At 71.7% G+C, this 13,203-nt stretch carries 12 protein-coding genes, 2 pseudogenes and 1 riboswitch; of the genes and pseudogenes, 10 read left to right on the top strand and 4 right to left on the bottom strand.

The window, feature by feature from the left end; translation table 11 throughout:
* The 5 genes and pseudogenes from J1C73_RS00275 to J1C73_RS00255 form a co-directional block, all read left to right on the top strand.
* Positions 1 to 266, top strand: a pseudogene (locus J1C73_RS00275) (hypothetical protein); the annotation flags it as partial.
* Positions 263 to 1,120 (top strand): GNAT family N-acetyltransferase, encoded by an 858-nt coding sequence (locus tag J1C73_RS00270; protein ID WP_123465885.1) that lies wholly within the window; start codon positions 263 to 265, stop codon positions 1,118 to 1,120. The pseudogene J1C73_RS00275 and the gene J1C73_RS00270, both read left to right, overlap by 4 nt.
* Complete coding sequence (gene menC / locus J1C73_RS00265) at positions 1,117 to 2,223, top strand: o-succinylbenzoate synthase (RefSeq protein ID WP_207314523.1); 1,107 nt, start codon at positions 1,117 to 1,119, stop codon at positions 2,221 to 2,223. Before J1C73_RS00270 ends, menC begins: the two co-directional genes overlap by 4 nt.
* Positions 2,220 to 3,146, top strand: coding sequence for a serine hydrolase (locus J1C73_RS00260; RefSeq protein ID WP_207314522.1), 927 nt, complete (start codon positions 2,220 to 2,222; stop codon positions 3,144 to 3,146). Before menC ends, J1C73_RS00260 begins: the two co-directional genes overlap by 4 nt.
* A gap of 2 nt (positions 3,147 to 3,148) precedes the next feature.
* The gene (locus tag J1C73_RS00255; RefSeq protein WP_123465891.1) at positions 3,149 to 4,747 is read left to right on the top strand and encodes a PucR family transcriptional regulator; all 1,599 of its coding nucleotides are present in this window, start codon (positions 3,149 to 3,151) and stop codon (positions 4,745 to 4,747) included.
* 47 nt (positions 4,748 to 4,794) lie between these two features.
* On the opposite strand, the pseudogene J1C73_RS00250 reads toward J1C73_RS00255, so the two are convergent.
* Together J1C73_RS00250 and J1C73_RS00245 are read right to left on the bottom strand one after the other, a co-directional pair.
* Positions 4,795 to 5,809 (bottom strand): annotated as a pseudogene (locus J1C73_RS00250) (NAD(P)/FAD-dependent oxidoreductase).
* Between the two features lie 295 nt (positions 5,810 to 6,104).
* The gene (locus J1C73_RS00245) at positions 6,105 to 7,070 is read right to left on the bottom strand and encodes a pirin family protein (RefSeq protein ID WP_207314521.1); all 966 of its coding nucleotides are present in this window, start codon (positions 7,068 to 7,070) and stop codon (positions 6,105 to 6,107) included.
* Between the two features lie 143 nt (positions 7,071 to 7,213).
* Between J1C73_RS00245 and J1C73_RS00240 the strand changes: the two genes are divergently transcribed.
* Positions 7,214 to 7,603, top strand: coding sequence for a tetratricopeptide repeat protein (locus J1C73_RS00240; protein ID WP_207314520.1), 390 nt, complete (start codon positions 7,214 to 7,216; stop codon positions 7,601 to 7,603).
* A gap of 78 nt (positions 7,604 to 7,681) precedes the next feature.
* Complete coding sequence (locus tag J1C73_RS00235; protein ID WP_207314519.1) at positions 7,682 to 8,191, top strand: GNAT family N-acetyltransferase; 510 nt, start codon at positions 7,682 to 7,684, stop codon at positions 8,189 to 8,191.
* Between the two features lie 85 nt (positions 8,192 to 8,276).
* On the opposite strand, the gene J1C73_RS00230 is transcribed toward J1C73_RS00235, so the two are convergent.
* Complete coding sequence (locus J1C73_RS00230; protein ID WP_207314518.1) at positions 8,277 to 9,050, bottom strand: CbtA family protein; 774 nt, start codon at positions 9,048 to 9,050, stop codon at positions 8,277 to 8,279.
* A gap of 29 nt (positions 9,051 to 9,079) precedes the next feature.
* Complete coding sequence (locus J1C73_RS00225) at positions 9,080 to 9,295, bottom strand: CbtB domain-containing protein (protein WP_123464982.1); 216 nt, start codon at positions 9,293 to 9,295, stop codon at positions 9,080 to 9,082.
* Positions 9,296 to 9,340: 45 nt separating this feature from the next.
* Positions 9,341 to 9,434: riboswitch (adenosylcobalamin (AdoCbl) riboswitch) on the bottom strand.
* 123 nt (positions 9,435 to 9,557) lie between these two features.
* On the opposite strand from J1C73_RS00225, the gene J1C73_RS00220 reads away from it, so the two are divergent.
* From J1C73_RS00220 to J1C73_RS00210, 3 genes are all read left to right on the top strand, one after another.
* Positions 9,558 to 10,142 (top strand): histidine phosphatase family protein, encoded by a 585-nt coding sequence (locus J1C73_RS00220; protein WP_207314517.1) that lies wholly within the window; start codon positions 9,558 to 9,560, stop codon positions 10,140 to 10,142.
* A gap of 191 nt (positions 10,143 to 10,333) precedes the next feature.
* A complete protein-coding gene (locus J1C73_RS00215; RefSeq protein ID WP_207314516.1) occupies positions 10,334 to 11,614 on the top strand; it encodes a glycoside hydrolase family 16 protein in 1,281 nt (426 codons plus the stop codon).
* Positions 11,614 to 13,014, top strand: a complete 1,401-nt coding sequence (locus J1C73_RS00210) for a chitinase (RefSeq protein ID WP_207314515.1) — start codon at positions 11,614 to 11,616, stop codon at positions 13,012 to 13,014. Before J1C73_RS00215 ends, J1C73_RS00210 begins: the two co-directional genes overlap by 1 nt.
* The last annotated feature ends 189 nt before the right edge of the window (positions 13,015 to 13,203 follow it).

The raw sequence follows: 13,203 nt of genomic DNA, 5'->3' as shown, positions 1-13,203 counted from the left end.
TGTTCGCCCGTGCCCGGAGCCTCTACGCCGACCTGGGCTTCGGGGCGCTGCGCGGTGTGGCGGTCGGCGGCGGCTCCGACGGCAATCTGACGGCCGGAGTGGGTACGCCCACGCTGGACGGACTGGGGGCGGTGGGCGGTGGGGCACACGCCGACGACGAGCATGTGACCGTCGCCGAACTGCCCCGTCGCGCGGCGCTGGTGGGATCGCTGGTGACCTCGCTCGTACGTGAGCCGGTGGCCGGGACGGACCGGGTGGAAGCGTGAACAGTACGCACGTCGTGGCCGCGGCGGCCGCCGCAGAACGAGCGGCGCACGATGCGGGGGTGAGCGTCGCGGAGCTGCACGATCCGGACGAGATCCTGGCGGCCTGCGGGCTGCTGGACCGGATCTGGCGGCCCCAGCCCGGCAACCCGCTGATCACCCCGGAACTGCTGCGCGTCTTCGCCCACTCCGGCAGCTATGTGGTGGGAGTCCACCGGGACGGCGAGCTGACCGGGGTCTGCCTGGGGTTCCTGGCCACCGCCGGGCTGCACTCGCACATCGCCGGGGTGGACGGCAGCGCCCGGGGCCGCAATGTCGGGTTCGCCGTCAAACTGCACCAGCGGGCCTGGGCACTGGCCCGTGACATCACGACGGTGACCTGGACGTTCGACCCGCTGGTCAGCCGCAACGCCTACTTCAACCTGGCGAAGCTGGGGGCGGTGCCGAGCGAGTATCTGGCCGACTTCTACGGCACGATGCACGACGCGGTGAACGCCGGTACCGAAACGGACCGGCTGCTGGTCCGCTGGGAGCTGACCGGCGGATCCGCCGTCGGGGCCGCTGCGGGCAGCCCCCTCGTCGTCACGTACGACACCCCGGGCGCCCGCACCGTGGTCGGGCTGGACGCCAAGCCCGACGGCCGTCCCGCCGTCGGGCGCCTGGACGGCGACACCGTACTGGTGCGGATCCCGGCGGAGATCGAGACGCTGCGCCGCACCGACCCGCCCCTGGCCCGCGAGTGGCGGTACGCGCTGCGCGAGGTCCTCGGTGGGCTGATGGAGCAGGGACACGCCGTCACCGGATTCACCCGGGACGGCTGGTATGTGATCGACAAGCGTCAGGAGAGAACGGCATGAAGCTCGTCGGTGTGGAACTGCGCCGGATCGCGATGCCCCTGGTGGCACCGTTCCGGACCTCGTTCGCCACCCTGACCTCCCGGGAGATCCTGCTGGTCAGGGTCGAGACCGAGCATCACGAGGGGTACGGGGAGTGCGTCACCATGGCCGACCCGCTGTACTCCTCGGAGTACACGGCGGCGGCGGTGGACGTCCTGCGCAGCCATCTGGTGCCCGCGCTCGGCGCACTGCCCGCCCTCGATCCATGGGCGGTCGCCCCGGCGCTGGCCGCTTTCAAGGGCCACCGGATGGCCAAGGCGGCACTGGAGACGGCCGTGCTCGACGCCTGGCTGCGCGCCCACGAGCTGTCGATGGGCCAGTGGCTGGGGGCGACGGCCGAGCGGGTGCCGGCCGGAGTGTCGGTCGGCATCATGGACTCCGTCCCCGCCCTGCTCGACGCGGTCGACGGCTATCTGGCCGAGGGATACCGGCGGATCAAGCTGAAGATCCAGCCCGGCTGGGACGTGGCACCCGTGCGGGCCGTCCGCGAGCGCTTCGGCGACGACGTGGCGCTCCAGGTGGACGCCAACACCGCCTACACCCTCGCGGACGCCGGGCAGCTGGCCCGGCTGGACCCGTACGGTCTGCTGCTGATCGAACAGCCGCTGGACGAGGAGGACATCCGGGGCCACGCCGCACTGGCGCGGCGGGTGCGGACCCCGATCTGTCTGGACGAGTCCATCGTCTCCGCCCGGTCGGCGGCGGACGCGATCGCGATGGGTGCCTGTTCGGTCGTCAACATCAAACCGGGCCGGGTGGGCGGCTATCTGGAGGCGCGGCGGATCCACGACGTGTGCGCCGCGCACGGCGTCCCGGTCTGGTGCGGCGGCATGCTGGAGACCGGGCTGGGCAGGGCCGCCAACGTCGCCCTCGCCGCGCTGCCCGGGTTCACCCTGCCCGGCGACACCTCGGCCTCCGACCGGTACTACCGCACCGACATTACCGAGCCGTTCGTCCTCGATGACGGCCACCTCGCTGTGCCCCGGGGACCGGGGCTCGGGCTCTCCCCCATCCCCGGCCGACTGGCCGAGGTCACCGAATCGACGGAATGGATCAGCCGATGACCACGATCCGGCCGGGTACGGCAGGGATACCGACCGCCACCGCCGAGGAGAGGATCCGGGCGGCGTTCGACGAAGCCGGGGTCGAGGGATTCTTCCTCGCCCGCGAGATCGACGGGGACCGCACGATCGGCGTCTCGGCGGACGAACCGGTTGTTCTCGCCTCGGTGTTCAAGATCCCGGTCGCCCTCGCCTACGCCCGTGAGGCCGCCGCCGGGCGGCTGGAGCGGACCGAGCGCCTCGCGGTGGACGCACGGTACCGGGACGGCGGAATCGGCACGTCCGGCTGCGCCGACCCGATCGAGATAAGCCTGCGCGACCTCGTCCACCTGATGCTGACGATGAGCGACAACGCCGCCACCGACGTGGTGCTGGCCCGGGTCGGTCTCGACACGGTCAATGGCCTGCTCCGTGAACTCGGCCTGGAGCGCACCCATCTGGTCGGCGGCTGTCTCGAACTGATCAGCTCACTCCTCGCGGACCTCGGTGCGTCCACCGAGGCCGAGGCGCACGCGAAGCTGGCGGCGCTGGGGCCGGAGCGGATCATGGAGCTCTCGGTGTGCGTGCCGGAGCTCACCACCCGTTCCACGGCCCGGGAGACCGCCGAACTGCTCGCCCGTATCTGGCGTGACGAGGCGGGTTCCGCGGTCGCCTGCGCCGAGGTACGGGCCGTGATGGCCCAGCAGATCTGGCCGCACCGGCTCGGCTCCGGGTTCGACGACAGCTACCGCCTGGCCGCGAAGACCGGGACGCTGCCGGGCTGGCGCAATGAGGCCGGGGTGATCGAACATCCGGGCGGCGGGCGCTGGGCGGTGGCCGTCTTCACCCGGTCCGACACCCCCGACCTGCGCAATCCCCGGGCGGACCGGGTGATCGGGCAGGTGGCGCGACTGGCCGTGGACGAACTCCGATCCCTTAGTTTGTGACGATGACGGAGCAGCCGCGGGCCGTGCTCGGCCGGATACTCACGGATCTGGGATCGACGCTGATCGAGGTGGTGGCCGGGGAGGCGGATCCGGCCCGTGCCGTGACCGGGGTGCTGATCCAGGACCCGTTGGACGAGCCGGCCCGGCTGCCGGGTGCGGTGGTGCTCGGCGTCGGGGTGTACGGCGCCGAGCAGGTCGCCGCCCTCGTCGACCGTGCCGCCGGTCTCGGCGCGGCGGCCGTGGTGGTCCGGTCGCCGGTCCCGGTGGAGGGGCCGGTGTCCGAGGCGGCCGCGCGCACCGGCCTCACCGTGCTGGGCCTGACCCCGGGCGCGTCCTGGGCGCAGGTGGCGGCGCTGCTGCGGTCGCTGCTCGCCGTCGACGAACTGGGCACGGTGGGCGGTCCCGACGAGGCCGACGGCGGTGAGCCGCTGGCCGGGGATCTGTTCGCCCTGGCCAACGCGACGGCCGGGCTCCTGGACGGCCCGGTCACCGTGGAGGACCGCAACGGGCGGGTGCTGGCCTTCTCCAGTCGGCAGGACGAGGGCGACGAGGCCAGGATCGCGACCGTCCTGGACCGCCAGGTGCCCGCGGAGAAGCTGCGGGCGCTGGAGGAGCGCGGCGCCTTCCACGCCCTGTACCGCAACGAGGGTCCGGTCTTCGTGGAGGGCATCTCCGCCAAGCCCCGGGTCGCGATCGCCGTCCGGGCGGGCGGTGAGATCCTCGGTTCGATCTGGGTCGTCGTCGACGGCCCGCTGAGCGAGGACCGTACGCAGTCCCTGCACGAGGCCGCGAAGGTGGCGGCCCTGCATCTGCTGCGGCAGCGGACGGGCGAGGACGTCGAGCGCCGGCTGCGCGCGGATCTGCTCGCCACGGTGCTGGAGGGCGGCCCGCACGCGCCCCAGGCCGCCATCCGGCTGGGTCTTTCGGTGCAGCCCGCCTGCGTCCTGGCCCTGGCGGTCACCGGAGAGGCGTCCGCGCCCGACCGGGCGGCGGCGGGCGAGCGCGTCGCGGAGGCCCTCGCCCTGCATCTGTCGGCGATCCACCCCCGTACGGCGGCGGCCTCGCTCGGTGGTGTCAGTTACGCGGTTCTGCCGACGAGTTCGGACGAGCAGGCGCTGCGGGTGGCCGAGGCGTTCCTGGGCCGCATCGGCGGTCGCGTCCCGGCCGTCATAGGCGTCGGCAGGCTCGCCGCGCGCCCGGCCGAGCTGCGGCGTTCCCGCGCGGACGCGGACCGGGCGCTGCGGGTGCTCTGCTCCGGGCGCTCGGCGCGCCGGGCGGCCCGGCTGTCGGACGTCTACGCCGCCTCGCTGCTGGCGGAGCTGACGGACCGGATCGCCGCCGAGGACGATCTTCCCGACGGTCCGGTGGTCCGGCTGCGCGCCTACGACGCGCAGCACCACACCGCCCTCACCGAGACACTGGACGCCTGGCTGAGCACGTTCGGTGATGTGATCGCCGCCGCGGCCACCGTCCATATCCACCCCAATACCTTCCGGTACCGGCTCAAGCGGCTGGCCGTGGTGGCGGGCATCGATCTCGGCGACCCGGAGGCCCGGTTCGAGGCCATGCTCCAGTTGCGGCTGCGGCCACCCGGTCCGTGATCCCCGGTACGTCCACCGGGCCCTCGCCGCCCGCCGCGGTGGCGGGCTCATTGCAGAGCGTGCACCGCCGCCCCGAACAGCGCCGGTGCGCGCTGGGCCGCGGTGACGATCAGACGGCCTCCGCAGGGGTACCGGGCCGCCCTCAGCAGGGCTTCGGTGAGCAGCCGGTGACGTCTCGTCAGCCCGGCCCAGTGCCGGGGGTAGTCCTGGGGGCGGCCGGCGGCCAGGCAGCTGATCGCCGCGGTGGCCGTCGCCATGGCCAGGGCGATGCCCTCGCCCGTCAGCGCGTCGATGTAGCCCGCCGCGTCGCCGACCAGCAGGACGCGTCCGGCCCGCCGGCTCCGGGCTCCCTGCCGCAGGGGTCCGGCGCCGCGTACGGGGGTGGCGTCCAGGCCGTCGAGTACGGCGGCGAGCGCGGGAAAGGCGGTCAGGTGCTGCGCGTAGGGGCGGCGGTCGCGGCTGAGCACGGCCACGCCCACGAGGTGCTCCCCGACGGGTGTCACATAGGCCTCGCCCTGCCGGGACCAGTGGACTTCGACGAAGTCCGTCCAGGGGGCGATCCGGTAGTGGCGGCGCAGCCCGTAGCGCCGCGGCGCCGCGGCGGGGCGGTCGAGGCCCAGCTCACGGCGGAGCGGGGAGTGCAGGCCGTCGGCGGCGATGAGCCAGCGGGCGGTGAGTCCCATCGCGCCCGACGCTGTCGTGGTGCTGGCGGATCCCGGTCACCTTGCCCGGCACGACCCGGACGCCGAGTTCCACGGCCCGCCGGTGCAGCGCGGTGTGCAGTTCGGTGCGCCGTACGCCGAGCCCGTGGCCGTCGCGGAACGCCGCCTGGGCGCTGCGGCCGCCTTCGAGGTAGCGGATTCCGTGCAGTTCGCGGCCGGAGGGCCGCACTCCCAGCGCCCGCAGGGCCGCGACCCCGCTCGGCATGATCCCCTCGCCGCACGCCTTGTCGACGGGGGTGGTGCGGGGTTCGACCACGACGGTGTCCATCCCCGCGCGGGCCGCCGCGATCGCCGCGGCCAGACCGGCCGGGCCGCCGCCCGCCACCAGGACGTCGATCACACCCGCACGTCCGCTTCCGGCATACGTGCCAGCGCCCCGTCCTCGCACCGGATCCGCACGGCCATCAGCGCGGCGTTGAGCAGGGTGAACACGGCGGCGGTCACCTCAGATCAGACCTGGTCACAGGTGCCAACACGTGCAAGTGCCGACCGCCCTAGGAACCGACCTACGGGAGGCACAGTTGCGTCCCCCCGCCAGCACGGCGGGGGGACGCAACTGTGCCTCCCCGCCGTGCTGGCGGGGGGACGCCGCGAGCGCACGCGACAGGGAGCGTCGGAGAACACATCACTCCAGGTCAGCGCACCCGTCCCCGCGGTTTCAGCGCCACCGGCGGCAGTGCGGGAGCAGACAGCCGGTCGCCGTCGTAGCCGTGAACCTCACCGAAGCGGGAGCCCTCCGCCCACGCCTGCCGGGCCTCCTCGATTTCCTCGTGGGAACGCCCGATGAAGTTCCACCACATGACGATCTCCTCCTCGAAGGGCTCACCGCCCACGAGCATCAGGCCGGCGTCGGATTCCGCGCGCAACGGGAGTTCCGTGCGGCCGCAGCCGAGGTAGAGCATCGAGCCCGGCAGGACGGGTACGCCGTCGACCTCGGCCTCGCCGGACATCGACAGCACCGCGTACTCGAAGTCGGGGTCGAGCGGGAGGCGCGCCTCGGCTCCCCGGCTCAGGGCCAGGTCCGCGCCGACGATCGGGGTGTACGCGGTGCCGGGCGAGGTCGCGCCGTCGAGGTCGCCGAGGATCACGGTGGCGGTGAGGCCCGGGGCGGTGACCGTCGGCAGGTCGGAGTGGTGCTGGAAGTGCGGCTCGACGTCGCGGTGGGCGTCCGGGAGCGCAACCCAGAGCTGAGCGCCGTGCAGCAGCGCGGCGTGCGACCTGGGGCTCTCCTCGGAGTGGCTGATCGCCCGGCCCGAGGTCATCAGACCGAGTTCGTGCGGGCGGATCGTCGCCAGGCTGCCCAGGCTGTCGCGGTGCAGGACCTCGCCCTCGTGCAGCCAGCTGACCGTCTGCAGGCCCATGTGGGGATGGGGTGGCACCTGCATGCCGGGCTCGTCGGTGATGTCGTCGGGACCGTAATGATCGACGAAGGCCCACGCACCGACCATGCGGCGGCCCAGATTGGGCAGCAGTCTGCGCACTTCGGTGGACTCCCCGAGCTTCACCCGGCGCGGGGTGAGGAGTTCACGTACCGGTTCGGCGACGACGAAACCGCGCCCTCCGCAGACGGAGGGCGCGGCCTGGCGATCGAGATTGCTCATGGCGCTCAACCTATTCCCGTGCGGGTCGGGGCGGGCGTCGCCCACGCCGAAAATTTAGTGGAATGTTAAACCATGTCTTGGTGTTGTGGCGATTGGACACGTACGGGACCGGCCCGGCGGCGTGCCTCGACCGAGGAGGACGAATGAGCGACACCTACTACGAGTTCGGTACGGCCGCCGAGCGGTGGGAGCGCGCACAGTTCTTCTTCGGGTCGAAGGAGTACATGGTCGCCGCCCGGATTCTGGGCGGGCTCGTCGAGGAGGCGCCCGGGCAGGTCGCGCCGCGGTTGCTGCTGGCCAGGGCCTACTACCACTCGGCGCGGCTCGGCCGGGCCGAGACGGAGCTGCGCGCGGTGCTGGAGCTCGATCCCGTCGAGTACTACGCACGGCTGATGCTCGGCCGCACACTGGAGCGGCAGGGGCGCCAGACGGAGGCGGCCACGCACCTGCGGGTGGCGGCCGCACTGTCCGGGGACTTCACCCCGACCGGTGGCGAGGAGCCGCAGGTGCCGGGAACCGCCGGAGACCGGTGAACCATGGGGTACGGGCGGGCCGCGGCCGGAGGATATCCGGGTGCGGTCCGTTCCTGGCGCGTGATAGTCAGCTGAGTCATGACTGTTCTCGGCACGCCACGCCTCCTGCTCCGTCCGATGAGCGTCTCCGATGCCGAGGGCGTGGTGGGAGGCCGGCCGCCGGACGGCGTCCGCTGGGCAGCCGGGTACCCTTCCCCGGGCGATCGGGCGGCGGCCGCGCGCTTCCTCAACACCTGTGCGGACACCGGGGATCCGAGCCCGTTCGGCTCGTACGAGATACAGCTCGGCGAGGACGGGCCGGTGATCGGCGGGATGGGGTTCCACGGAGCACCCGACGGGGACGGGCACGTCACGATCGGTTATGGACTCGTGCCGTCGGTCCAGGGCATGGGGTACGCCTCCGAGGCGCTCCGCGCGCTGCTGCGGTTCGCCCGCGCCCGGGGCGTCGCCTGCGTGCACGGGGACACCGACCTCGACAACCTCGCGTCCCAGCGCGTCATGACGGCCGCGGGCATGCGTCTGGTGAGGCAGGACTCGCTCCTGAAGCACTACCGGGTGGACTGGGACGACGCGGTGCGGCAGGAGTGAGGCGGGGCCGGAGACGGCTGAACCCGCCGGGATCGCACCCTGCGGGTTCAGCCGTACTCCGGCCCGGACCGCGTGTCCGCGTCGGTCAGCCTGCGGCGGTGGCGGCTCGTTTCGCCGTTCCGCTGCCGGCCGTGACCGCCCCGGACCTCGGCACCAGCAGCCGTTCGGTGAGGTAGCCGAAGACCAGGCCGAAGGTGGTCCAGAGCGTGAACTGGACTGCGAGCGTGGCCAGCCGGAACTGCCACAGCAGGGTGGCCGGGAAGTCCTTTCCGACCTCGTTGAACGAGGGCAGGAAGGCGTACGCGAGGCCGATCAGCAGCACATAGCCGGCCGCTGCGGTGATCGTCGCGTTCCAGGCACCCGTGCGGGGAGCCAGCCGCTTGCCGAGGATGACGGCGGCGACGGCCAGCAGCACGCTGAGAGCGACCATCAGGAAGAACAGCGCGGTGCGTTTGCCGATGGTGTCGGGGTTGCCGACCGCCGGTGGATTCGCCGGGTACTTCAGGAACGGCACGACGTACACGGCCAGCAGGGCCGCTCCCGCGATCAGCGCCGCCGTGGCCCGCGGGCCGAACCGGCCCATCCGGCCGAGCGCGTAGCAGAAGACGAGTGCGGCGATGCCGCCGATGGCCACCCCGAAGACGAGTACGCCGGTGGCGAGGCCCGCGGTGGACTGCACGGTGCGGCTGACGAGTTCCTCGCCGCCGCCGTGGTCGTGACTGTGCGCCTCTTCGAGGGCGATGGCCGCGTCCACGCGGGACTCACCGAGGCAGTAGGCGACGATCAGCGCGAGCGCGCCCGCGACGAAGCCGGCCAGCATGCCGCGGACCAGTAGAGCTCTGACAGATATGGAGTTCATGAGGGATTCCCCTGGATCAGCCCGGTGGGTCAGTGGCAGGGGAAACCAAGCAGGTGACGGCCGTCGTGGACCCACTCGTGCACGCCCGCGCCCGAGATGACGGAGGTGGCGCCCTGCTCGGCGCCGACGAAGTAGAGCAGGATCAGCATGACGACGCCGAAGAAGACCGCCCAAGGGGCAATGGCCTTGAGCGAGATGGGGGTGATGGCGGGTGCGCCGGTGGCGGGGGCAGCAGTCTGTGCCATGGCAGAACCTCCTGTGGGAACACGCGTCCCGATCGTGGTGCCTGAGACGAAGGTGCTGGGTCTGACTTACCGCACAGGTACGGGTTCACAGTGGCGCGACCGTGCCGGATTCTCACCGGACTTCCGTCACACCCTCGTCATGTCGTCGCGACCATACCGTCTGGGCGCGGGCGCCGCCATGGCGCCATCCAGGGCACCCCGGGGCCCGGATGCCGTGGTGTGCTTGACCAAGTGGCCACAGTTCAGGGAGTTGAGAGCGGTAATGACGGTACGGGTGATGTTGATCTCACCGGCGATGAACGCCGCGCTGCGCGAGGCCCGGTTCGCCGGCGACGCACCACTTGACGACTCCGGGCTCCGGCAGGCCCGGGCAGCCGCGGACGCGGTGCCGGCCGCGGGCAGGCGCCTGCGGGGGCCGTCCCTGCGCTGCGCCACCACCGCGGACGTGCTGGGACTCCGGTGCCATCCCGAACACGCCCTGCGGGACTGGGAGATGGGCCGCTGGTCCGGCGCACGGCTCAGCGAGGTGAGCGCGGACGAGCCGGATCGGGTGGCGGCCTGGCTGGCGGATCCGTCCGCCGCTCCGCACGGGGGTGAGTCGCTGCTGGAGCTGTGCGCCCGAGTGGGCGCATGGCTCGGCTCCTTGCGCGGGAGTGACGACGGCCCGGTGCTGGGGGTGGCCGAGCCCGCCGTGATCCGCGCCGCGGCCGTCCACGCACTGGACCTCCCGCCGCAGGTCTTCTGGCGGCTGGACGTGGCCCCGCTGACGGTCACGGAGCTCAGCGGCAGGTCGGGGCGGTGGAACCTGCGCTGCGGCCGGCCGCTCGCGCCGGAGCCGGAGAGCTGACGAACGGACCGAGGAGCCGCAGGTTTCGGTGCGTGCAAGAACTGTGGTCCGCAGGGAGCCTTGACACGGTCTTGGTTCACTTCTTAAATCACGTAGTGAACTAAGGCCTCAACTCTCCCACGTGGCCGCCATGCCCCCACTTGTCATATGCATGGCGAGTCACCTTCCGTCCTGCACGGAAAGGAAATCCCATGAGTTCCCCCCACCTGACCAGGCGCCTCCTGGTCTCGGCACTTTCGGTGCTCGCCCTCGTCTCGGCCACCTCCGGCTTCGCCACCGGCGCCCCCGCGCCGTCTCCCGCAGCGCAGGGATCCGCCACGGCCCAGGCGCCCGCCGCCGCGACGTTCACCGACGACTTCGACGGCGCCGCCGGTTCCGCCGTGGACGGCGGCAAGTGGCAGACCGAGACCGGTGACAACGTCAACAACCATGAGCGGCAGTACTACACAGCGGGCAGCAGCAATGCCGCGCTGGACGGCCAGGGCCATCTGGTCATCACCGCACGCAAGGAGAACCCGAAGAACTACCAGTGCTGGTACGGCACCTGCCAGTACACCTCCGCCCGGCTGAACACCTCCGGCAGGTTCACCCAGACCTACGGCCACGTCGAGGCCCGGATGAAGATCCCGCGCGGCCAGGGCATGTGGCCCGCCTTCTGGATGCTCGGCGACGACATCGGACAGGTCGGCTGGCCCAACTCCGGCGAGATCGACATCATGGAGAACGTCGGCTTCGAACCCTCCACCGTCCACGGCACCCTGCACGGCCCCGGCTACTCAGGCTCCGCCGGCATCGGCGCCGGATACACGCTCCCCGGCGGCCAGTCCTTCGCCGACGCCTTCCACACCTTCGCCATCGACTGGGCCCCCAACTCCGTCACCTGGTCCGTCGACGGCAACACCTACCAGCACCGCACCCCCGCCGACACCGGCGGCAACACCTGGGCCTTCAACAAACCCTTCTTCCTCATCCTCAACCTCGCCGTCGGCGGCTACTGGCCCGGCGACCCCGACAACAACACCACCTTCCCCCAGCAACTCGTCGTCGACCACGTACGCGTCACCACCAGCGACAGCCAGCCCCCGGCCGGTTCGGGGACCATCACCGGCCTGGCCGGCAAGTGTGCCGACGTGGCCGGGGCGAACAACGCCAACGGCACTCCCGTCCAGCTCTACGAGTGCAACGGCTCCGCCGCCCAGCGGTGGACTGTCGGCGCCGACGGAACGATCAGGGCTTTGGGCAAGTGTCTTGACGTGGCGTCAGGTGGCACGGCGGACGGCACCGTGGTTCAGCTCTACGACTGCAACGGCTCGGCGGCGCAGCGCTGGAGCGTGAGCGGCGCGCGCGACATCGTGAACCCGCAGGCGAACAAGTGCCTCGATGTCACGGGAAACAGTTCGGCCAACGGCACCCGGCTGCAGATCTGGACCTGCACCGGGGCCACCAACCAGAAGTGGACGGTGAACAGTTGATGCGTCGAGACTTGTTGCGCGGGCGTGCCCCCGCCGTACGGAACGCCCTGGGAGTCGTGGCCGCAGGGGCCCTCCTCGCCGGACTGACCGGCTCGCCCGCACTGGGTGCCGCAACGGCCACCGGGCAGATCACCGGCCTGGCCGGCAAGTGTATCGACGTGGCCGGGGCGAGCAACGCCAACGGCACTCCCGTCCAGCTCTACGACTGCAACGGCTCCTCCGCCCAGCAGTGGAGCCTGGGCAGTGACGGGACGATCAAGGCGCTGGGCAAGTGTCTTGACGTGGCATCAGGCGGTACGGCGAACGGTTCCGTGGTTCAGCTCTACGACTGCAACGGCTCGGCGGCGCAGCGCTGGAGCGTGAGCGGCGCGCACGACATCGTGAACCCGCAGGCGGACAAGTGCCTCGATGTCACGGGGAACAGCTCGGCCAACGGCACCCGGCTGCAGATCTGGACCTGCACCGGGGCCGCCAACCAGAAGTGGACCGCGCCGGCCGTCGAGGGCGGCGGAGGAGATCCGGGCTCGCCCGGGGCCATGGCGGTCGCACCTTACCTCTACAACGGGTGGGGCAGCCCGCCCAGCCCGACCACGGTCATGAACGCCACCGGCGTCAAGTGGTTCACTCTCGCCTTCGTCCTCAGCAACGGCTACTGCAACCCGCAGTGGGACGGCGGCAGGCCGCTGACCGGCGGTGTCGACCAGCAGACGGTGAACACCGTCCGGGCCGCGGGCGGCGACGTCATCCCGTCCTTCGGCGGCTGGAGCGGCAACAAGCTGGAGAGCTCCTGCTCCAGTGCCGCCGAGCTGGCAGCCGCGTACCAGAAGGTGATCAACGCCTACGGTCTCAAGGCGATCGACATCGACATCGAGGCCGACGCGTACGCCAGTTCCACGGTGCAGCAGCGCACGGTCGACGCGCTGAAGACGGTGAAGGCCGCCAACCCGGGCATCAAGGTGTACGTCACCTTCGGCACCGGCCAGAGCGGACCCGACGACGGCCTCATCCGCAAGGCATCGGCCTCCGGGCTGACCGTGGACAGCTGGACGATCATGCCGTTCGACTTCGGCGGGGCGGGCAAGAACATGGGCAACCTCACCGTCAGCGCGGCCGAAGGGCTGAAGAACGCGGTCAAGAACGCCTACGGATACACGGACGACCAGGCATACCGGCACACCGGGATCTCCTCGATGAACGGCATCACCGACGACAACGAGACGGTGACCGTCGCGGACTTCCGCACCATCCTGGCCTACGCCCAGCAGCGCCATCTGGCCCGGCTCACCTTCTGGTCCGTCAACCGGGACCGCCCGTGCACCGGCGGCGGCGCCGACACCTGCTCGGGCGTCTCCCAGCAGCCCTGGGACTTCACGAAGGTGTTCGCCCAGTACGCCGGCTGACGGTTTCGCCCATCGCGCCGTCCCACCCGCACAGGAGAAAAACGTGCTCAGATCTGTCCGAAGGCCCGCCGAGGGCCGATCCGCCCCCTCGCCGACCCGCCGACGGCGGGCGCTGACCGCGGTGTTCGCGGCCGGCGCCCTGGCCGGGTCGGTCCTGGCCGCCACCCCCGCCCCGGCCGCGGTCCCGGC

This window comes from Streptomyces laculatispora, assembly GCF_017353455.1.
Taxonomy (GTDB): Bacteria; Actinomycetota; Actinomycetes; order Streptomycetales; family Streptomycetaceae; genus Streptomyces; species Streptomyces laculatispora.
The sequence above is the reverse complement of the archived record's forward strand: the minus strand, read 5'-3'. Positions and strand labels throughout refer to the sequence as shown.